21 protein-coding genes are annotated in these 19,085 nt (G+C 65.4%); 14 read left to right on the top strand and 7 right to left on the bottom strand.

Annotation, left to right across the window (positions count from 1 at the left end; translation table 11 throughout):
• The first annotated feature begins 12 nt into the window (after positions 1-12).
• The 14 genes from hisB (at position 13) to DMR_RS10585 (ending at position 12,254) form a co-directional block, all read left to right on the top strand.
• Positions 13-603, top strand: coding sequence for an imidazoleglycerol-phosphate dehydratase HisB (hisB, locus tag DMR_RS10650; protein ID WP_015860911.1), 591 nt, complete (start codon positions 13-15; stop codon positions 601-603).
• Complete coding sequence (locus tag DMR_RS10645) at positions 603-1,283, top strand: hypothetical protein (protein ID WP_015860910.1); 681 nt, start codon at positions 603-605, stop codon at positions 1,281-1,283. The genes hisB and DMR_RS10645 overlap by 1 nt, the downstream gene beginning before the upstream one ends.
• The gene (gene hisA / locus DMR_RS10640) at positions 1,280-2,023 is read left to right on the top strand and encodes a 1-(5-phosphoribosyl)-5-[(5-phosphoribosylamino)methylideneamino]imidazole-4-carboxamide isomerase (RefSeq protein ID WP_015860909.1); all 744 of its coding nucleotides are present in this window, start codon (positions 1,280-1,282) and stop codon (positions 2,021-2,023) included. The genes DMR_RS10645 and hisA overlap by 4 nt, the downstream gene beginning before the upstream one ends.
• Positions 2,023-2,223, top strand: a complete 201-nt coding sequence (locus tag DMR_RS10635) for a heavy-metal-associated domain-containing protein (protein ID WP_015860908.1) — start codon at positions 2,023-2,025, stop codon at positions 2,221-2,223. Before hisA ends, DMR_RS10635 begins: the two co-directional genes overlap by 1 nt.
• A 192-nt stretch (positions 2,224-2,415) precedes the next feature.
• Positions 2,416-2,973 (top strand): thermonuclease family protein, encoded by a 558-nt coding sequence (locus tag DMR_RS10630; RefSeq protein ID WP_232502907.1) that lies wholly within the window; start codon positions 2,416-2,418, stop codon positions 2,971-2,973.
• 174 nt (positions 2,974-3,147) lie between these two features.
• The gene (gene yajC / locus DMR_RS10625) at positions 3,148-3,519 is read left to right on the top strand and encodes a preprotein translocase subunit YajC (RefSeq protein WP_015860906.1); all 372 of its coding nucleotides are present in this window, start codon (positions 3,148-3,150) and stop codon (positions 3,517-3,519) included.
• A gap of 114 nt (positions 3,520-3,633) precedes the next feature.
• Positions 3,634-5,238, top strand: coding sequence for a protein translocase subunit SecD (gene secD, locus DMR_RS10620; RefSeq protein WP_015860905.1), 1,605 nt, complete (start codon positions 3,634-3,636; stop codon positions 5,236-5,238).
• A 122-nt stretch (positions 5,239-5,360) separates the two neighbouring features.
• Positions 5,361-7,424: a S9 family peptidase gene (locus DMR_RS10615; protein ID WP_148208406.1), complete on the top strand. Its 2,064-nt coding sequence runs from the start codon at positions 5,361-5,363 to the stop codon at positions 7,422-7,424.
• A 164-nt stretch (positions 7,425-7,588) separates the two neighbouring features.
• Complete coding sequence (locus DMR_RS10610) at positions 7,589-8,425, top strand: hypothetical protein (protein ID WP_232502906.1); 837 nt, start codon at positions 7,589-7,591, stop codon at positions 8,423-8,425.
• A 140-nt stretch (positions 8,426-8,565) separates the two neighbouring features.
• Complete coding sequence (locus DMR_RS10605; RefSeq protein WP_015860902.1) at positions 8,566-9,369, top strand: DUF4198 domain-containing protein; 804 nt, start codon at positions 8,566-8,568, stop codon at positions 9,367-9,369.
• 66 nt (positions 9,370-9,435) lie between these two features.
• A complete protein-coding gene (gene cbiM, locus DMR_RS10600; RefSeq protein ID WP_015860901.1) occupies positions 9,436-10,044 on the top strand; it encodes a cobalt transporter CbiM in 609 nt (202 codons plus the stop codon).
• 23 nt (positions 10,045-10,067) lie between these two features.
• Complete coding sequence (locus tag DMR_RS10595; protein ID WP_015860900.1) at positions 10,068-10,772, top strand: hypothetical protein; 705 nt, start codon at positions 10,068-10,070, stop codon at positions 10,770-10,772.
• On the top strand, positions 10,769-11,536 hold the full coding sequence (gene cbiQ / locus DMR_RS10590; RefSeq protein ID WP_015860899.1) for a cobalt ECF transporter T component CbiQ: 768 nt from the start codon (positions 10,769-10,771) through the stop codon (positions 11,534-11,536). Before DMR_RS10595 ends, cbiQ begins: the two co-directional genes overlap by 4 nt.
• On the top strand, positions 11,529-12,254 hold the full coding sequence (locus DMR_RS10585; RefSeq protein ID WP_015860898.1) for an energy-coupling factor ABC transporter ATP-binding protein: 726 nt from the start codon (positions 11,529-11,531) through the stop codon (positions 12,252-12,254). The genes cbiQ and DMR_RS10585 overlap by 8 nt, the downstream gene beginning before the upstream one ends.
• A 286-nt stretch (positions 12,255-12,540) precedes the next feature.
• Here the strand turns inward: DMR_RS10585 and DMR_RS10580 are convergent, their stop codons facing one another.
• From DMR_RS10580 to ileS, 7 genes are all read right to left on the bottom strand, one after another.
• Positions 12,541-13,284 (bottom strand): protein phosphatase CheZ, encoded by a 744-nt coding sequence (locus DMR_RS10580; RefSeq protein ID WP_015860897.1) that lies wholly within the window; start codon positions 13,282-13,284, stop codon positions 12,541-12,543.
• A 3-nt stretch (positions 13,285-13,287) separates the two neighbouring features.
• Complete coding sequence (locus DMR_RS10575; RefSeq protein WP_043601665.1) at positions 13,288-13,812, bottom strand: PilZ domain-containing protein; 525 nt, start codon at positions 13,810-13,812, stop codon at positions 13,288-13,290.
• 17 nt (positions 13,813-13,829) lie between these two features.
• Complete coding sequence (locus DMR_RS10570; RefSeq protein WP_015860895.1) at positions 13,830-14,270, bottom strand: NIL domain-containing protein; 441 nt, start codon at positions 14,268-14,270, stop codon at positions 13,830-13,832.
• 24 nt (positions 14,271-14,294) lie between these two features.
• Entirely contained in the window at positions 14,295-15,233 is a 939-nt protein-coding gene (ybgF, locus tag DMR_RS10565; RefSeq protein WP_015860894.1) for a tol-pal system protein YbgF, read from the bottom strand.
• The gene (locus tag DMR_RS10560; protein WP_015860893.1) at positions 15,230-15,460 is read right to left on the bottom strand and encodes a PLD nuclease N-terminal domain-containing protein; all 231 of its coding nucleotides are present in this window, start codon (positions 15,458-15,460) and stop codon (positions 15,230-15,232) included. The genes ybgF and DMR_RS10560 overlap by 4 nt, the downstream gene beginning before the upstream one ends.
• A gap of 119 nt (positions 15,461-15,579) precedes the next feature.
• Entirely contained in the window at positions 15,580-16,071 is a 492-nt protein-coding gene (lspA, locus tag DMR_RS10555; RefSeq protein WP_015860892.1) for a signal peptidase II, read from the bottom strand.
• A gap of 3 nt (positions 16,072-16,074) precedes the next feature.
• Positions 16,075-18,897 (bottom strand): isoleucine--tRNA ligase, encoded by a 2,823-nt coding sequence (ileS, locus tag DMR_RS10550; RefSeq protein ID WP_015860891.1) that lies wholly within the window; start codon positions 18,895-18,897, stop codon positions 16,075-16,077.
• Positions 18,898-19,085 lie beyond the last annotated feature (188 nt).

Genomic DNA, 19,085 nt, shown 5'->3' with positions numbered 1-19,085 from the left:
CGGGGAACCGTCATGGCCAAACGCTTTGGAGCCTATTCCCGGGAGACCGGCGAAACCCGCGTGGCCGTCGAGATCACCATCGACGGCAAGGGCAACGCCGCCATCGACACCGGCTTCGGTTTTGCCGACCACATGCTCAACCTGCTGGCTTTCTGGGCCGGCTTCGACCTCAATCTGACCTGCCGGGGCGACCTGGAGGTCGACGCCCACCACACCCTGGAAGACGTCGCCATCTGCCTGGGCGAGGCCTTCCGTCAGGCCCTGGGCGAGCGCGTGGGCATAGAGCGGGTGGGCGACGCCCGGGTGCCCATGGACGAAGCGCTGTGCGACGTGGTGGTGGACCTCTCGGGCCGGCCGTATCTGGTCTACCGCGAAGATGTGTTGCCGCCGGTAATCGCCGGCGAGGAAAAGGACCTGTGGCGGGAATTCTTCAAGTCTCTGGCCATTTCCGCCCGCATGAACCTTCATATCCATTTCGTGTACGGCCAAAACGGCCACCATCTGGTGGAAGCGGCCTTCAAGGCGTTGGGACTGGCCCTGCGCCGGGCCACGGCCGCGCACGGATCGAGCAGGGTGCCGAGCACCAAAGGGAGCCTGGACTGATGCGAAGCAAATCTCTGGCCTATCTCGGCGTGGCGCTTTTGGGCTTAAGCCTCGCCGCCGGCTGCGTGCGCAAGACCGCCCCTGTGTCCAAGGCTCCGGCCTCGGGCGATGCCCCGGCCTCGGCCGTGGCCTTCCTGGACAAAAAGTTCGCCGTGTTGCCCTTTGCCATCCCGGCCACCGACGCCGACTTGCTCGCCGGCTACCTGCCAGTCGCCCGCCATGTGCCCGAGGTGGCTCCGGTCCACCTCGACGCTGCCTTGGAGCAGGATCTGGCCGGGGCCAAGCAGCAGTTCGTGCCGGCCAAGATGGCCGCTTCCTGCGCCAAGTCCGCCCCGCGCGGCGACGAGCCCGGACGGCTGGGGACCCTGCGTTCCTACGTCAACATCGGCAAGTGCGCTGGCGCGGACTACGTCGTCGTGCCCATGGTCATTGACTGGCGCGAGCGCGATGGTTCCGAGATTGGGGCCACCAAGCCGGCCAGCGTCGATTTCGTGCTGTACCTGATCGATGTGCGCACCGGGGCCATGGTCCGTAACTTCCACTTTGACGAGACCCAGCAGTCCCTGGTTTCCAACATCCTGGACGCCAAGAAGTTCGTCTCCCGCAACGGCCGTTGGCTCTCGGCCATGGAGCTGGCCCAGGAAGGCCTCAAGAAGGGCATCGCGGAGCTTGGGTTGTGATCATTTTCCCGGCTGTCGACATCAAGGACGGGCAGTGCGTCCGGCTGCGCCAGGGCGTGGCCGACGCCGTCACCGTGTTTTCCCCCGATCCCGAGGCTATGGCCCGGCATTGGGAAGGGCTTGGGGCCAAATGGCTCCACCTGATCGACCTGGACGGAGCCTTTAGCGGCAAGCCGCGCAACTTCGACCTTATCGCCCGCATCTGCTCCGGTTTGTCCATCCCGGTGCAGCTCGGCGGCGGGGTGCGCGACGCGGCCACGGCCGCCGCCTACCTTGAGGCCGGCGTCAAACGGCTCATCATCGGCACCCTGGCCTTGGCCGATCCCGACGCGTTTGCCGCCATCTGCGCGGCCCATCCCGGCCGGGTGGGCGTCTCCCTGGACGCCGTGGACGGCAACCTCAAAGTTAAAGGATGGGTGGAGGATTCCGGCCGCACCGTCGAGGACGTGCTGCCGGGCCTGTCAGCCGCTGGCGCGGCCTTTGTGGTCTACACCGACATCAGCCGCGACGGCATGCAGTCGGGCGTGAATCTGCCGGCGCTGCAGCGGCTGCTCGAACTCACCGACCTGCCGGTCATCGCCGCCGGTGGCGTGGCCACCCTGGACGACGTCAAGGCGCTTTATCCCTATGGGAAAAAGGGTCTTGAAGGCCTCATTTCCGGCCGGGCCATCTACGAGGGCACCCTCGATTTTCCGGCGGCCCTGGCCTATATCGCCGAAAAAGCGAAGGAGGACGCCTGATGCCAACCATTGAAGTCGGCGGGATGCACTGCCAGAACTGCGCCAATTCCGTGACCAAGGCGCTCTCGGCCCTGCCGGGGCTGTCCAATGTTTCCGTGGACCTGGGCAAGGGCTTGGTGTCCTTTGAGGGCGAAGCCCCGCAGGACGACATCAAGGCCGCCATCGACAAGATCGGCTTTGTTCCCGGAGCCATGAAGTAGCGGCCAGACCGCTGTGCTTTTTGGCAAACGGCCGTCGCGGCATTCGCGGCGGCCGTTTGTTTTGGAGGCGTTATGGAAGGCAGGACGTTCATGGCAAGGGGAGGGCGACGGCATTGGGCCGTGCTGGCGCTGGCGGCGTTTTGCCTGGCGGGCTTGGCGCAGACGGTCAGAGCGGCTGAGGAGACGGTGCGTGTGGTCGCCGTCTATGACGGCGACACCTGCCGGCTGGCAGATGGCCGCACCCTGCGTCTGGCCGGCGTGGACGCCCCGGAAACCGCCCATGAGGGCCGGCCCGCCCAGTATTTCGCCGACCAGGCCAAGGCGGCCCTGGAAGGGTTGGTTCGGGGCGTGCCGTTGCGGTTTGTTGGAGTTGGGTCGGGCCAAGACCGTTTCGGCCGGCTGCTGGGCGATCTCGTCTTGCCGGACGGACGCAGCGTGACGGAAATTTTGCTCTCCATGGGTTGCGTCTTTGTCTTTTGGCACCAGGATGTGGGACCGACTATTTTCGACCGGCAGCTCGCACTCCAACGCCGGGCCATGGCCAGTGGGCAGGGGGTTTGGCCGCGCCTGCTATCACTGCCGCCCCCGGCCGCGCCCTATGTCGGCAATGCGTCGTCACATCGTTTTCATGGCCCGGGCTGCCCGGACGCGGCCCGGATCGGCCGACGCAACCGGGTGGCCCTGCCGACCCTTGGCGAAGCGTTTGACCAGGGGTATGCGCCGGCTCGTGAATGCACGCCCTGGCCCTGAGGCCGAACAACCGACGGGCGCCAGCCGGCCTTGGCGCGCAAATGGCCTTGACGCGACGGCGATTTTAGACCATCCATTTTGGCGCGATAGACGCGTCCCGGCCACGGCGCGACGCTTCGGACGTTCGAAGCGCGCCCAGTCGCCGGCGGCACCATCATCCTAATTGGAGGCATCATGCTGTTTCCGAGTCTGGCGCACGCCATGGGCGCCGCGCCCGGCGGCGACGCCGCGGGGGGCAACCCCATCACCGCCTTTTTGCCGCTTATCCTCATGTTCGCCATCTTCTACTTCCTGCTCATCCGTCCCCAGCAGAAGAAGGCCAAGCAGCACCGGGAATACCTGGCCGGCCTCAAGCGCGGCGACTACATCCTGACCGGCGGCGGCATCTACGGCCGCATCATGGAAGTCCACGGCGACAAGATCACCATCGAGATCGCCAAGGACCTCAATATCGAGATCAACCGCAACTTCGTCTCCGGCCCCGGCGAAGCCGGCGCTTCGGCCGCCAAGGCCGAGCCCAAGGGCAAAGACAAGTCCAAGGATTAGGAATACTCCACTTCGGGCCGAAAGGCCCGAAGCGACGGCGAAGGGCTGCCCTGGCAGTCCCTTCGTTTTGTCGTTTGACTCCCAAGCGCAAGCCTCCCAAGGAGAGCCTCGCCCATGACTGGAAACCTGCGTTGGCGACTGGCCGTGATCAGTCTCGTGGCCTTTCTGGGCCTCATCTACATGCTGCCCTCCCTGGGGTCGGTCAAGCAGAGCTTTCTGGGCAAATTTCTGCCCGATGACGTCATCAGCCTCGGCCTTGACCTCAAGGGCGGCATCCACCTGACCCTTGGCGTCGACGTGGACAAGGCCCTGGCCAATTCCCTGGCCCAGATGGGCCGCGACGTCCGCGACCAGGTCAAGGATGAGGGCATCGTCATCCAACGCCCGGGCACCAGCCCGGACGGCAAGCGCCTGGAGTTCGTCCTGGCCACCCCCGACAAGCGCGACGCCCTGGACAAGTTCCTGTCCAGCCACTTTTCCGTGCTCCACGTCGATGGCGTCGAATCCGCCGCGGACAACAAGCTCCTCTACAAGCTGTCGTTCACCCAGCGCTACAAGGACGACCAAGCCCGCATGACCGTGGACCAGGCCGTCAAGACCATCCGCAACCGCATCGACGAATTCGGCGTGGCCGAGCCCGACATCCGCAAGCAGGCCGACAACCGCATCCAGATCCAGCTGCCGGGCCTGCAGGACCCTGAACGGGCCATCAAGCTTATCGGCAAGACCGCCCACCTGGAATTCAAGGTCGTGGATGAGACCGTGGACATGGAAAAAGCCCAGAAGGGCATCCTGCCCCCGGGCGACGAATTGTCCGTGCTGCGCCACCGCAATCCCGACGGCTCCTACCTGGAGCGGCCCATTGCGCTCAAGGCCGACGCCGTCATGACCGGCGAGAGCATCGCCGACGCCCGGGCCAACTTCGACCCCAACAACCAAGCCTACGTGGCCCTGACCTTCACTCCCAGCGGCGCGCGGCAGTTCGAACGGGTCACGGCCGAGAACGTCAAGAAGCAGTTGGCCATCGTGCTCGACGGCAAGGTCTATTCCGCGCCCACCATCCAGGAAAAGATCGGCGGCGGCCGGGCCAGCATCACCGGCCGGTTTTCCACCGAGGAAGCCCGCGATCTGGCCATCGTGCTGCGCGCCGGCGCGCTGCCGGCTCCGGTCACCATCCTGGAACAGCGCACGGTCGGTCCTTCCTTGGGCCAGGAATCCATCGAAAAGGGCGTCCATTCGGCCGTCATCGGCGGCCTGATCGTCATCGCCTTCATGATCGTCTACTACGGCGTGGCCGGAGCCGTGGCCGACGCAGCCTTGCTTTTCAACCTCATGCTCATCGTGGCCGGTCTGGCCGGTTTCGGGGCCACCCTGACCTTGCCCGGCATCGCCGGCATCATCCTGACCATCGGCATGGCCGTTGACGCCAACGTCATCATCTTCGAGCGCGTCCGTGAGGAGCTGCGACGGGGCCTGACCGCCCGTTCGGCCGTGGACGTCGGCTACAGCCGGGCCACGCTTACCATCCTGGACGCCAACGTCACCACCGTCATCGCCGCCGTGGTTCTCTACCAGTTCGGCACCGGCCCCATTCGGGGCTTTGCCGTGACCCTGATTCTCGGCATCGTGGCCTCCATGTTCACGGCCATCTTCTTTACGCGCTTTCTCTTTGATCTGTGGCTGTCCAAGCGGCCGGCCGAGGCGAGTCTTCGCATCTAAACCAGTGATTTCAGATACTTGTCTTTCTGACGGCCCCCGCAAGGGGGCCGTCGTCGTTTCGGCGTTTGACCGGCGGGTCAAGGGGCCGTAGAGTGCCGGCCATCGTGAGAAGCGAGGTCCCTGTGTCCCAACGCTTGTGCGTCGTCCTGGCCCTCTTGGGGTTCCTTGCGTTCTGTTCGCCGGCCGTGTCCGTCATGGCCGGCGGCGACAAGCCGTTCACCATCGAGGCCATGCTGCGTCTGGCCTCAATCGACGATGTCCGTGTAGCCGCCGACGGCAAACGCGTCGCCTTTGTCGTGACCCGAATGTCCGATCAGGCCGGCGAACCTGTCTCACGCATTGTCCTGACCGACATGGCCCGGGAGGGTGGGCGTCCGGTCACCCCGGCCACGACCTCCTGCGACCACCCGCGTTTTTCCCCTGACGGCAAATGGCTGGCCTATCTCTGCCAGGGCGATAACGCCTCCGAGCTCCATTTGCTCCAGCTCGCCGCCGGCCAATCGCGCCGCTTAAGCGACGGCCGGGCCGACATCCTTGATCTGGCGTTTTCCCCGGACGGCAAGAAACTGGCCGTCACCGCCACGACCAGTCCCAAGGCCGGGCCAAACCGTCCCGAGGGCTGCGACGGCGACGTCGAGGTGCTGGACAGCCCTGGCGGACTGGCCGGGCTCTACCTCCTGACCCTGTCGCAACCCGGGGTCATGCGCCAGCTTGTCGCCGACCGGGACGTGGGTGCGTTCGCCTTTTCCCCGGACGGCCGCCGCATCGTTTTCGAAACTGCCAACCCCCACGCCCCGCCCCGGGGGCGCGCCCATAATGGCGCCGCCGGCGGGACGGCTCCGGTGGACGCCGGCCATGCCGACATCGCCGTGGTCGATCTTGACAAGGGCGGCGTAAAGCTTGTGGCCGCTTCAGACGCCTCCGAAAACATGCCGACCGTCTCGCCCGATGGCCGGCTCTTGGCCTATGTGGCCACGGCAGCACCCGGATTTTATTATAACGCCGGCCGGGTCATGGTCGTGCCCCTGACTGGCGGCGAGTCGCGCCCCCTGGCCCCCACCCCCGACGCCCGGCCGGAACTTCTTGGTTGGGCCGAGGACGGCCAGAGCCTGCTCGTGCGGGAGGCCGACGGCGTGGGGGCCGCGCTCTATGCCCTGCCTCTGGACGGCCAGCCCACGACTCGCCTTGACGACGGCCGACGCATTCCGCTCCAGGCCAGTCTGTCCCTCGGTTCCCGACATCTGGGGCTGGCGCTCACCGATTGGGACCTGCCGCCCGAGGCTTTCGTCACCTCGGTCGAGCGCTACGAGCCCAAGGCCGTGTCCGCCGTCAACCGGGAATTTGCCGCCTACCAGACGGTCAAGCCCGAGATCGTGCGCTGGAAATCGGCTGACGGGACCATGATTGAAGGCCTGTATACCCCGCCGGCTGGGCCTGTGGTCGGCGCGCCGCCGCTTCTGGTCGAACTCCACGGCGGCCCGGCCCAAGCCGCCCAGCGCCTCTATCCCGGCCTGCTCAACAGCTACCCCCTGGCCGTATTTTCCGCCCACGGCTATGCCCTGTTTCAGCCCAACGTCCGGGGCTCCGACGGTTACGGGCCAGCGTTTCGCCGAGCCATCGTCAATGATTGGGGCGGGGTCGATTTCGCCGACCTCATGTCCGGCCTCGACGCGCTCATCGCCAAGGGGCAAGCCGATCCCCAGCGCCTTGGCGTCATGGGCTGGAGCTACGGCGGCTATCTCGCCGCCTGGGCCATCGGCCACACCGACCGGTTCAAGGCCGCCTCCATCGGCGGCGGCATCACCAATCTGGTCAGCCAGTGCGGCAGCATGGATTTGCCCGATTTCATGCCGCTGTACATGGGCGGCGAAGCCTACGAGCGCTTCGATTTCCTGTTTGACCGCTCGCCGCTGAAATACGCCGCTGCCATCCAAACCCCGACGCTGTTCCAGCACGGCGTGGCCGACGAGCGCGTCCCCTTCACCCAGGCCCTGGAACTCTACACCGCCCTGTCCCGTCGCGGCGTGACCACGAGGCTGGCCGCCTATCCCCGAAGCGGCCACGACATCACCGAAACGGGGCTGTTGCGCGATCTCATGGTCCGCAACCTCGACTGGTTCGCGCGCTTCGTGCCGGCCACGGCGACCCAATCCCGGCCAGCCATGGCCAAGGCCGACCCCTCCTAGGCCTCGGACCACCTTTTCTCCCAGCGCTGATCGTGGCAGAAAGAGCCATGGAATCGCCCGTCGCCTGCCGCCTTGCCACCGGATCGCCCCGTATGGCGTCCAGTCTGTTGCCATCCCGACTTCGCTGTCACGCGCAGGTTGCGACTGGCCGCGCTGCCGGACGCTTGGCCCGCTGGTGCATGGGGCTGGCGCTCATCCTGGCCCTGGGCCAGCCGACACCGGCGCTGGCCGATGCGGACCGGTTCGAGGTGTCGCTGATTGCCCGGACTCTGGGCTACCGGGATATGCGTGAGCCGACGTCGTTTACGCCCTCGGCCGCTTTCGTGCCGCAGCAGGGCGGCTGGGTCCGCAACTGGACCGAGCAACGGGGCTACGTCGAAGCCGTCTATCGCCTCCTGGACACCAATCAAGTCGTCCTGGCCCTGGGCGGTCAGGTCGGGGCGTCAGTGGGCCGGTTCGAAGCCAAAAACGTGGAGCAGGGCGTGTACGAGGCCTGGGAAACCCGGCCGGCCTTCCTCTGGGGGCCGTGCGCCCGGCTCATCCTGCGCCGCCAGCCCGGAGCGGGCGTCTTTGCCCGGTTCGACTACGCCTTTTTTTCGGCCGCCGCCCCGGAAGCCCGGGAAGAGGGAGCCAACCGGTCCGGCGGGGGCACGCCGCCCTCGGCTCGGGACGCCTTTTTTTCCTGGACCAGCCATGAGGCCACGGCCCGCCTCGGCTACGACTTCGGTCCGGTGGAAGCCGCCGCCGGAGCCTCGCTTGTCGCCTTTCGCCTGGACAAGCGCCTGACCCACCACGCCGATCCTGCCGGCGCGACGGGCAACGCCCTGGCCGCCATCCTGGCCCTCAATGCCTTGCCCAGCCGCTACGGCTACGAACCACGTTCCCTCGTTGTCCCTTTCCTTTCCCTGGCCGTGCGCCCGGCCGCCGGGCTGACCCTGGAAGGCAGCATCCGTCCCGCCGACCAGCCCGACGTGGCCCTGCGTCTGGCCGTCTTTTTTTAAAATACATCTGACAAATAAAATTTTTTTAATTTTTTTATTCACCATATCGTGCTACGATATTGAATTTTGTCGCATACAGGCATATCAAGACGGTGTTTCGTATTCCACTACTGGCACATTTTTGCTAAGGAGACCCAGTCATGCGCACACCCCGATTTTTCCTTGCCTCGGCCCTTGCCCCGGCCTTGGCTGTCGCCGCCCTGACCTTGTCTGCCGGCCCGGCCCTGGCCCACTTCGGCATGGTCATCCCGTCCCAGGATACGGTGGCCGACAAGGCCAAGGCCAAGGTGGAGCTGGCGGTGTCGTTTTCCCATCCCATGGAAGGCAACGGCATGGACATGGCCAAGCCCAAGGCCTTCGGCGTCGTGGACAACGGCCAGAAGACCGATCTGCTGCCCGCCCTCAAGCCGGCCAAGATTATGGACCACGCCGCCTGGACCGCCGAGTACACGTTCAAAAAGCCGGGCGTGGGCACATTTTTTCTCGTGCCCGAACCCTATTTCGAACCGGCCGAGGACAAGTTCATTGAGCACCTGACCAAGGTGACGGTGCCGGCTTTCGGCGAGGAAGAGGGCTGGGACGCGCCCGTCGGGCTGGCCGCCGAGATTGTGCCGCTGACCCGCCCCTTCGGCAACTACGCGGGCAACGTTTTCACGGGCAAACTGCTTGTCGATGGCAAGCCGGCCGCCGATGTGCCGGTCGAAGTGGAATTCTACAATAAGGACAAGGCCTACGAGGCCCCCAACGAGTACATGGTCGCTCAGGTGGTCAAGACCGACGTGAACGGCGTCTTCAGCTACGCCGTGCCTTTTGCCGGCTGGTGGGGTTTTGCCGCCCTGGTTGACGCGCCCGAAACCATCCAGAAGGACGGCGTGGCCAAAAAGGTCGAGCGCGGGGCGGTTTTATGGACCAAGTTCGTTGAACCCAAGCGCAAGAAGAAGTAAAACGGCGCGCTTGCCCGGGGACGAAGCTGTTTCGCCCCCGGGCAAGCCTAACCGGACAAGGATGCCATGCATATTTCCGAAGGGGTGCTTTCCGGGCCGGTGCTGGCCGGCGGCTGGGCCTTGTCCGCCGTCGGCGTTGGGCTTGGCCTGAAGCGCCTGGATTACGACCGGCTCATGACCGTGGCCATCCTGTCGGCCGCGTTTTTCGTGGGGTCGCTCATCCATGTGCCCATCGGGCCGGTGAGCGCCCATTTGATCTTAAACGGGCTGCTTGGGGCCATCCTCGGGCCGGCCGCCTTCCCGGCCATCGCCGTGGCCTTGCTGCTGCAAGCCGTGCTCTTTCAGTACGGCGGGCTTATCGTCCTTGGGGCCAATGTCTTCGATATGGCCGGGCCGGCCGTGGCTTGCGCCTTCGCCTTCGGGCCGCTTTTGCGCCGCACCGGCAAGGCTCGGGCCGTAGGCGCGTTTTGTTGCGGATTTTTCGCCGTGCTCTTGGCCGCGCTGCTCACGGCCTGCGCCCTGGCCCTGTCTGGTGAAGGCTTTGCGGCCACGGCCAAGGCCATTGTGGTGGCCCATGTGCCCATCATGCTGGTGGAAGGGGCCGTCACGGCCATGGCCGTGGGCTTTCTGGCCAAGGTCCGGCCGGAATTGCTGGCCCAGGCTCTAACCCGCTAACACTTTGGGATCTAACATAAAATATGATCCTGCACCGAATAAAACCCATTGCCGCCTCGCTGGCCCTGTTGACTGTCCTGGCCGCGCCGGCCTTGGCCCACCGGGTCAACGTCTTTGCCTACGTTGAAGGCAATGACGTTGTCGTGGAATGCAGCTACAGCCGCTCGGAACGAGTGCGTTTCGGCGAAATTGAAGTCTTTGACGCCGCTTCCGGCGCGGCGCTGCTGTCCGGCAAGACCGACGAGAAGGGAGGGTTCCGTTTCCCCGTGCCTCCGGCCGTGCGCGCGGCCAAGGCCGACCTGCGCATTGTCCTCAAGGCCGGGGAAGGGCATCAGAACGCCACCGAGGTCAAGGCGGCCGAATACCTGTCCGCCGCCCTGGCCGACGTTCCGATGACCTCGGCCGCGCCCGTTGCGACGCCTGCCCCGTCCGCTCCCTCGAGTCCGCCGGCCGGACCGGTAGCAGCCGCCGGCCCGGTCGCCGTCGTGTCGGCCCAGACTCAGACAGGAGGGCAGGGGGCCGCTGTTCCGGCCCTGGACGCCGCCGCCCTGGAGCGCATCGTGGAAGCGGCTGTGGAGAAGAAAATCGCGCCACTACGATCCCTGCTCGCTGGCGAAAAGGAAAAAGGCCCGGGGTTGACCGAAATCATCGGCGGCCTGGGCTGGCTGGTGGGACTGGCCGGTATCGCGGCCTATTTCGCGGCCAAGGGCAAAAAGCCCCGCCCATGATCGACGAACCACTGGCCCGGGGCGTATCCCCCATCCACGCCCTGGACGCCCGCTGCCGGCTGGCCGCCTGCCTGCTTTTGTCCCTGCCGGCCGCCCTGGCCCAGGGGCTGGCCGCGCCGCTGGGCATCCTTGGCCTCGGGCTCCTTTTGACGCTGCTTTCCCGGCCGCCTCTTGGCGTCGTGCTGCGCCGTACGGCGGCGGTCAACGTCTTTGTCGCCTTCCTGTGGCTCTTCGTGCCGGCCGCCACGCCGGGCGAGCCGGTCTGGACATTTCACGGTCTGACCGTCACCCGGGAGGGCCTTGATCTGGCCTTGCTGGCCACGGTCAAAGCCAACTCCGTTTTTTTCTGCGTGCTTTCGCTTTTGGCCACCATCCCGGCCCCAGCCCTGGGACGAGCCATGACGGCCCTGGGCGTGCCGGCCAAGTTCTCCTTCCTCTTCGTCTTCACTTACCGCTACCTACACGTCATTGCCGAGGAGTACGGCCGGCTGGTCGTCGCCGCCCGGCTGCGCGGCTTTGCCCCGGCGTCCAATGGCCGCACCTACCGCACGTACGCCGCCCTTTTAGCCATGGTGCTGGTGCGCGCCTACGACCGCTCCCAGCGGGTCTACCAGGCCATGCTGCTGCGCGGTTTCCACGGCAGGTTTCCAAGCCTCGACCGATTCCGCGCCGGCTGGCCGGATAGGGTTTTCCTCTGTCTCATGGCGCTGGCGGCGGCTTTGGCGGCCTACGGCGACTGGATTTCAAGGAGCGGACATGCCTGAGCCGTTGCTCGCACTGGAAAAAATCACCTTCGCCTATCCCGCCGCCGAGCCGGTGCTGGATGCCCTGGATTTCACCTTTTCCCCAGGCCAGCGCATCGGCCTTTTTGGCCCCAACGGCTCGGGCAAGACGACCTTGCTCCACGTCATGATGGGACTTGCCCGCCCCCAAAGCGGCATCGTGCGCTACAAGGGCCGCGAGGCCCAAACCGAGCGCGATTTCCGCGAGGTGCGCCTGGGGATCGGCATGCTGCTGCAAAACGCCGACGACCAGATCATCTATCCCACCGTCCTTGACGACGTGGCCTTCGGGCCGCTCAACCGAGGCCTGGCCCCGGATGCCGCCCGGGAATTGGCCGAGCGGACCCTCACGCTTCTTGGCCTGGACGGCTTTGCCGACCGTCTGGCCCACAGGCTGTCCGGCGGCGAGAAAAAGCTCGTGTCCCTGGCCGGAGTGCTGGCCATGGAGCCCGAGGCGCTGCTCCTGGACGAACCGACCGGCGGTCTTGACCCCGAAACCCGGGAGCGGTTGGTGGCTATCCTTTGCCAACTGGCCAAACCCATGATCATCATCTCCCACGACTGGGATTTCCTGGCCCACGTCACCGATACCTACTATTCCATCGAGCACGGCCGGCTCGTGCGCGATCCCGACTTCGTGCTCCACCGCCACGTCCACGGCCACCCCCTGGGGGACCGGCATCATCATCATCATCATTGACAGAAGAGGAAGATGCCTCCGGCGGCCGGGGGCTAAGCCCCCCGGACCCCCTGAATGGGAAAAGGGTAAAGGGGGGCGTGGTGCTTGGGTCGGTGGGGGTTGGGCGACTGAAGCCGCCGGTCCAAGAAAGGTTTCCAGGGGCAAGGGGAGGAATCGTAGGACGAAAGGGCAGTTGTCGCGACAGGCGGCCGGGTGGTCGTCGTGTAAACGGGAAGCTCTTCAATAAAAAAGGGCGCGTCCGGCTAGAATAGCCCGACGCGCCCTTGGCGTTTCGTTGTCTCGAAGCCTAGTCCAGACCGAGCTGGGCGAGCAGGTCGTCCACGTCGCCCTGTTTGACGTCGGACTGCGGCCCCTTGAGTTCGGAGACCTTCTGCTTGGCCTCGGCTTTGAGGTCCTCGATGTTGCGGTCCGGGGCCTGGGCCTGGGCGCGGATCTGCAAGCCCGTGGAAAGATAGAGATCCAGGACGATCTGTTCGACCTTCTTGATGGCCGTGATGATGCGCTTGATGCGCTGGCCGGTGAGATCCTGGAAGCTTAGGGTCGTCATGATGCGCATGAGGTCTTCGCCAAGGGCCTCGTTGGCGCTTTTGAGCCGCGTGACTTCCTTGGGGCCGGCATAGCCGCCGGGCAGGCCGTCGAGGATGGCGGCGCATTCGGCTTGCAGTTCCATGTGCTTCTCGACGATGTCCATGATTTCGGACGTGGCCGATTCCGTGGTCTGGAGGATATTGTCGAGCTGCTGGGCCGCTTCTTGAAAGAGCTGGTCGGCCTGGTGTCTGTTGCCGTCGGCTTCGGCAGACTGGTCGGCGCCGTGCTTGGCCGCCTGGACAATCTCTTTATAGATGTCCTGGAGGCCGTCGCGCATCTCCTGGTTCAGGCGCTTGTGGAATTCGCTTTCCAAAAGCGCCCGGGACAAGGTCCTGGCCACTTCCTTCTCAATGGTGGCCCCGATGCTCTCGCGCAGGTCGGGCACCACTTCCTGGACGATCTTTTCCAGCAGCCGTTCGAGCAGTTCGTCGTCGTTGACCATGGCCTAGTCCCACTTTTTCCCGCGAAGGTCGTCGCGCTGGCTCTGAAAGACGAATTGCACGATGCTCTCCAGGTCGCGTTCCCGGATGCGCGTGAAATCCAAGGCATACACCACTTGACCGTCGATTTCCTCGCGCCGGATAATCCGGCCCATGGCCCCGGCCAGGCGCATGGGGAAGCGCGCCAGCACAATGACGGCTTCAACCGGCTGCTCCAGGGACAGCTCTTCCGTAGTGGAAAATCGCACCCCGGCCCCGCTGATTTCCGTGATGTCCATGGTCACCGGGAAGTCCGTTTCCAGCACGTCCCGATCCTGCATGGCCAGCAGCATGTCGAGCTTGGAATTGATGGTGCAAAGCAACGAAAAAAGCGGCTCACTGATGCCGGGATCGCGCGGGTCCACGGCGCAGGGCGTGGATCCCATGGGCGGCGTTTCCCGGTAAAGCGGCATTTCGTCCGCGTTTGGCACAAGACGCAGATGCCCGCGCAGTCGCGTGGGGATGCGCATGTAGGTGCGTTTTTCTTCCACGGCGGCCGTCTCCCGCGTCACATGACGCCGTTTTCGAGCAGGATCTCCATGGCTTTCACCGGACACACCTTGGTGCACATGCCGCAGGCCGAGCAGACCTCGCCGTCGAAGACCACCAGCCGGCTCTCAAGGTTCACGGCCAGGGCCTTGGTGGGGCAAAGGGCCGTGCACATGCCGCAGTGGATGCAGCTGTCCTCGTCGCGGGAGATGCGCTGGGCCACCGGGGCCACGCCCACGCCCTGCTCCTGGAGGTAGGCCACGCCGCGCTTGTAGGCCTCGCGCTCGCCCGTGATCTCGATGGTCATCTGGCCTTCCTGGCGCGGGGTGATCTGGGCCTTGAGGATGCTGAAGCTCAGGCCATGCACCCGGGCCAGATCGCAGACCAGCGGTTTGCCCGAAGATTCGGGGGGAAAGGTCAGGTAGACGACCTTGCGATACGTTGTTGGCTGATTTTCCATGAGATTGGCAGCTCCTGGCCGGCCCTATTTGGGCATCATGGTCTTGGCCCGGGCGGCGAAAGCGGAGTCCGGGTATTTGTCGATGACTTCCTTGAACGACAGCTTGGCCGCGCCGGCGTTGCCGAGCTTGGAGAAGGCCACGCCGCGTTTGAACAGGGCGTCGGCGTGCTTGGCGCTCTTGGGGTACTTCTCGATGACTTCCTGGTAGGACAGGGCGGCGTTGGCGAAATCGCCGAGCTGGAAATAGCACTCGCCGGTCCAGAACATCGCGTTGGCCATCAGCGGGCTGGATTTGAAGTTGCGGGCGAACTCCTGGAAAATGCCCAGGGCCTGCTGGTATTGGCGGCTATTAAAGCTGGTCAGGCCCTTGGCGTAGACGGCGTCGGCCGGGCTTTGGGCGTCCGAGGCCGGCGCGGCCGGCGCGGGCGCGGCCGGAGCCTGGGGGGCGGCGTAACCGGTCTGGGGATTGTAGGGCGGAATGCTGGGCTCGTCGTTGGCAGCGCCGTAACCGGCCTGGCCCTGTCCTGCGCCGTAGGCAGGCTGGCCTTGGCCCCCGCCGTAGGCGGCTCCCGGGCCGTAATTGGTCTGGGGCGCGCTGCCGTATCCGGCGGCCGCGGGCGCTGGGGCGTAAGCGCCTGCCTGGGCAGCCGGGGCATGGGCCGCGCCGCCGCCATCGACATCAATGGCCAGCTGGGAGGCCATGCGGCTCACCTGACCCTCCAGACGGGTGATTCTCCCGGCCAGTTCAGGGTCCTGGCGGTTGCCGTCCACCTGCTGGGAAAGTTCCTCGACCTTGGCGTTCAAACGGCGGATTTCGCCCTTGGCGTTTTCCAGTTCGGCCCACATGTCGGCCGGGGTATTGAGGGGCGCGGGGCCTTTGGGCTGGGCCGGAGCGCAGCCGCCGACCAGGGCGGCGAGCATCACGGCGGCCAAGGCCGCAGCAGCATCGTGGCGCATCTTCATGACGGTTTATGACCTCGCTTGCGTCCCCAGATGAGATAGGCGATCCCTCCGAGCACGGGCACGAAAATGGCCAGAAGGAACCAGAACATCTTCTCGGTATGGGTGGGGAACACCCGGTAGAAGCTGTGCCATATCGCAAGGAAATTGGGAAGAATGGGCAGGGCCATCAGGCCCAGGAAAAGGGCCAGTTGGCCCGGGGTCATGGCTGGCAGTTCAGGCAGAATCATGGACGACCTCTGGAGTTTTCGCCTGGCGTCCCGGCGCGGCCGGCAGGCCAGGCGCTCTGGCGACTCGTTGACGCAACGCTGTTTAAGTCAAAACGACGGCTTCCCTTCCCGGGCGGACGTCAGGAATCCTGGGGCGGCCGGCGCAGGCGGTAGAAGGCGAACACCAGCCCCAGCGACCCGAGGAAAATGGCGATATCGGCGACGTTGAAAGCCGGCCAGTGAAAGGTTTTCCAGTAGAAGTCCAGGAAATCCACGACTTCCCCGGTCTTGATGCGGTCGATGAGGTTGCCCACGGCCCCGCCGAGGATAAGGCCCAGCCCGGTGATGAGCAGCTTGTCGTCATCGCGGGCCATGCGCAGCAAGTGGAAGATGATGAGCACGGCCAGGGCGGTGGCGGCAAAAAAGAAATAGGTCTGCCACTGGATGTCGGAGCGGTTGAGAAATCCAAACGCCGCCCCGCGGTTGAGCACGTGGACGATGTTGAAAAAGCCCGGGATCACCGTGCGGGTGGTGTAAAGCACCATGTGGTCCTGGATCCACAGCTTGGTGAGCTGGTCCAGGATGACCACCAGCACGGCGATGGGCAGGGCGATCCGATAGCTTTTACGCATGGGCTAGATTCCCTCGGCGGCCAACACGGCGGCGCAACGCGGACACAGGTCCGGGTGCTGCGGGCCGGCCATTTCCTCGCTGTAGATCCAGCACCGGGCGCATTTCTGGCCCTTGGCCCGGGCCACGCCCACAAACGCGCCGGACACGGCTTCGCAGGCGACGGCGTCGGCCGGGGCTTGCCCGGCCGGGACCAGCGTCACCTGGGAGACGATGAACACCTCGCGCAGGTCCATGCCCAGGCCCGACACCGAGGCCAGCACGTCCTCGGGCAGATAGAGCGAAATGGCCGTCTCCAGGGACTGGCCCACCTCGCCGGCCTTGCGCCGGGGTTCGATGGCCCTGGTCACTTCGGCCCGCAGGGCGGCCACGATGTCCAACTGTTCGCGCAGGGCCTCGTCCAGCCGCCAGCCCGTAACGTCCAGGGGCTCCATGGCGAAGACGGACGCGCCCGGCCCGCGCTGGCCGGGCTGGGTGTGGCGGAAGACTTCCTCGGCAGTAAACGACAGGATCGGGGCCATGTCCAGGAGCAGCACGCGCAGGATGCGCCACAGCGCGGCCTGGGCCGAGCGGCGCTCGTGGGAAGCGCCGGCCGAGACGTAGAGCCGGTCCTTTAAGATGTCGAGGTAGAAGGCCGACAGGTCGGTGACGCACAGGTTGTGCAGGGTGTGGAACACCTTGTGGAACTCGTAGGCCTCGTAGGCTTCGGCCATACGCTGATGGCCGGCGGCCACGGCCTCCAGGGCGTAGCGGTCCAGGGGCAGCATGTCGGCCGGGGCCACGTCATGGGCGGTCGGGTCGAAATCGGAAAGATTGCCGAGGATGAACCGGCAGGTGTTGCGGATGCGGCGGTAGGCCTCGACCAGCCGGGCCAGGATCTCCTCGGAGATGCGGATGTCGTCGCGGTAGTCCACGGCCGACGTCCACAGGCGCAGGATCTCGGCCCCGTGCTTGTCGATGATCTCCTGGGGTTCCATGCCGTTGCCCAGGGACTTGGACATCTTGCGGCCTTCGCCGTCAACGACGTAGCCGTGGGTGAGCACCTGCTTGTAGGGCGCGACGCCGCGCGTGCCCATGGAGGCCAGAAGCGAGCTGTGGAACCAACCGCGATGCTGGTCCGAGCCTTCGAGATACATGTTGGCCGGGAAGCCGAGTTCCGGGCGCTTTTCGAGGACAGCGGCAAAGCTCGTGCCCGAGTCGAACCAGACATCGAGGATGTCGGTCTCCTTGCGCCAGTGGGTCCCGCCGCATTGGGGGCAGGTCAGCCCGGCCGGCACGATGACGTCAAGGGCCGCCTCGAACCAGTAGTCGCAGCCCCGCTCGTGGTCGGCGAATTTCGTGGCCACCGAGCGCATCCAGTCGGCGTCGTTGTAGGCAGCGTCGCAGGATTCGCAGATAAGGGCCAGGATGGGCACGCCCCAGTTGCGCTGGCGCGAGATGCACCAGTCGGGGCGAAAAGCGATCATGTTGTGGATGCGTTCCTTGCCCCAGGCCGGAATCCACTCCACGTCGTTTTCGATGGCGGACAGGGCCTTTTGACGCAGTTCGCCGGCTTCCATGGCAATAAACCACTGGGTGGTAGCCCGGAAGATGACCGGCTCCTTGCAGCGCCAGCAGTGGGGGTAGGAGTGCTTGAGCTTCTTGGAAGCCAGCAGATGGCCGACCTCGGTCAGCTTCTCGATGACCTTGGGATTGGCCTCCCAGACGGTCAGTCCGGCGAAGTAGGGGACCACGTCCAGGAACCGGCCGGCGTCGTCCAGGGGCGAGAGGATGTCCAGGCCGTTGCGCAGGCCCGTGTCGTAGTCCTCGCGGCCGTGGCCCGGGGCGGTGTGGACCAGGCCCGTGCCGGCGTCCAGGGTGACGTAGTCGGCGGTGACGATGGGGGACGGCCGGTCGTAGAAGGGATGGCGGGCGGCCAAACCTTCCAGGGCCGCGCCCGGGGCTTCGGCCAGGACGGTGGCCTCGGTCCAGCCGAACAATTCGCGCACGGCGTCGAGAAGCTCCAGGGCCAGGACGTACTGGCCTTCGCCTGCGGCCACTAGGGCGTAGGTGAATTCGGGATGCAGCGCCACGGCCATGTTGTCCGGCAGGGTCCAGGGCGTGGTGGTCCAGATGACGGCGTAGGCCTTCCCCGGATCGGCCATGGGGAAGACGTCCTTGATCTTGGGATCGGTCAGGGGGAAACGGACATAGACCGAGGGCGAAACCTCGTCGGCGTATTCCACCTCGGCTTCGGCCAGGGCGGTCTGGCAGGACAGGCACCAATGGATGGGCTTCTTGCCACGATAAACCGAGCCGTTCTCCACAAAATCGCACAAGGCCAAGGCCGTTGCCGCCTCATAAGAGGGACGCATGGTCAGATAAGGATCGTCCCAGTCGCCGAAAACGCCCAGGCGCTTGAATTCCTTGCGCTGGATGTCCACGAATTTCGTGGCGTAATCCCGGCACAGGCGGCGCACGGTGACGGCGGGCAGGTTTTCCTTGCCCTTGGCCTTGAGTTCCTGGGACACCTTGTGCTCGATGGGCAGGCCGTGGCAGTCCCAGCCGGGCACGTAGGGGGCTTGAAAGCCGGCCAGATGGCGCGACTTGACGATGATGTCCTTTAAAATCTTGTTGAGGGCGTGGCCCATGTGCAGGTGGCCGTTGGCATAGGGCGGGCCGTCGTGGAGTATGTAGCGGGGGGCGTTTTCCCGGGCCGCGAGCATGGCTTGGTAAATGCTGTTGTCGGCCCAATATTTCAGGGTTTCCGGCTCCTTCTCCCTGAGGTTGGCCTTCATGGGAAAGGAGGTCTGGGGAAGCCGCAGAGTCTTTTTATAATCGGTGGTCATGACGGGTCCTTGCGCTTGATTCCAGCTTCGGCGCGACGCCGGAGAAACAGGCTTTTTTAATCAAGGCAGAGCGGAAGTCAAGGAAGGGCGGCCGGTCCCGGCGGGCGGCCGCCAACATGCAACAATTCCGTCACCCCCGGCTCCTTGCCAAGGCGCGCCAGACCCGGGCGTCAGCCGGCGGCGGGCCA

The organism is Solidesulfovibrio magneticus RS-1, assembly GCF_000010665.1.
GTDB classification, from domain to species: domain Bacteria; phylum Desulfobacterota; class Desulfovibrionia; order Desulfovibrionales; family Desulfovibrionaceae; genus Solidesulfovibrio; species Solidesulfovibrio magneticus.
This window is presented reverse-complemented; position numbering and strand designations above follow the sequence as displayed.

Bases quoted from the DNA above. Each gene is read 5' to 3' on its own strand.
- DMR_RS10585 (WP_015860898.1), top strand. From the start codon at position 11,529: ATGCCTGAGCCGTTGCTCGCACTGGAAAAAATCACCTTCGCCTATCCC.
- lspA (WP_015860892.1), bottom strand. From the start codon at position 16,071: ATGCGTAAAAGCTATCGGATCGCCCTGCCCATCGCCGTGCTGGTGGTC.
- DMR_RS10645 (WP_015860910.1), top strand. From the start codon at position 603: ATGCGAAGCAAATCTCTGGCCTATCTCGGCGTGGCGCTTTTGGGCTTA.
- cbiQ (WP_015860899.1), top strand. From the start codon at position 10,769: ATGATCGACGAACCACTGGCCCGGGGCGTATCCCCCATCCACGCCCTG.
- yajC (WP_015860906.1), top strand. From the start codon at position 3,148: ATGCTGTTTCCGAGTCTGGCGCACGCCATGGGCGCCGCGCCCGGCGGC.
- cbiM (WP_015860901.1), top strand. From the start codon at position 9,436: ATGCATATTTCCGAAGGGGTGCTTTCCGGGCCGGTGCTGGCCGGCGGC.
- ileS (WP_015860891.1), bottom strand. From the start codon at position 18,897: ATGACCACCGATTATAAAAAGACTCTGCGGCTTCCCCAGACCTCCTTT.
- DMR_RS10560 (WP_015860893.1), bottom strand. From the start codon at position 15,460: ATGATTCTGCCTGAACTGCCAGCCATGACCCCGGGCCAACTGGCCCTT.
- hisB (WP_015860911.1), top strand. From the start codon at position 13: ATGGCCAAACGCTTTGGAGCCTATTCCCGGGAGACCGGCGAAACCCGC.
- DMR_RS10595 (WP_015860900.1), top strand. From the start codon at position 10,068: ATGATCCTGCACCGAATAAAACCCATTGCCGCCTCGCTGGCCCTGTTG.
- DMR_RS10605 (WP_015860902.1), top strand. From the start codon at position 8,566: ATGCGCACACCCCGATTTTTCCTTGCCTCGGCCCTTGCCCCGGCCTTG.
- DMR_RS10635 (WP_015860908.1), top strand. From the start codon at position 2,023: ATGCCAACCATTGAAGTCGGCGGGATGCACTGCCAGAACTGCGCCAAT.
- ybgF (WP_015860894.1), bottom strand. From the start codon at position 15,233: ATGAAGATGCGCCACGATGCTGCTGCGGCCTTGGCCGCCGTGATGCTC.
- DMR_RS10570 (WP_015860895.1), bottom strand. From the start codon at position 14,270: ATGGAAAATCAGCCAACAACGTATCGCAAGGTCGTCTACCTGACCTTT.
- DMR_RS10580 (WP_015860897.1), bottom strand. From the start codon at position 13,284: ATGGTCAACGACGACGAACTGCTCGAACGGCTGCTGGAAAAGATCGTC.
- secD (WP_015860905.1), top strand. From the start codon at position 3,634: ATGACTGGAAACCTGCGTTGGCGACTGGCCGTGATCAGTCTCGTGGCC.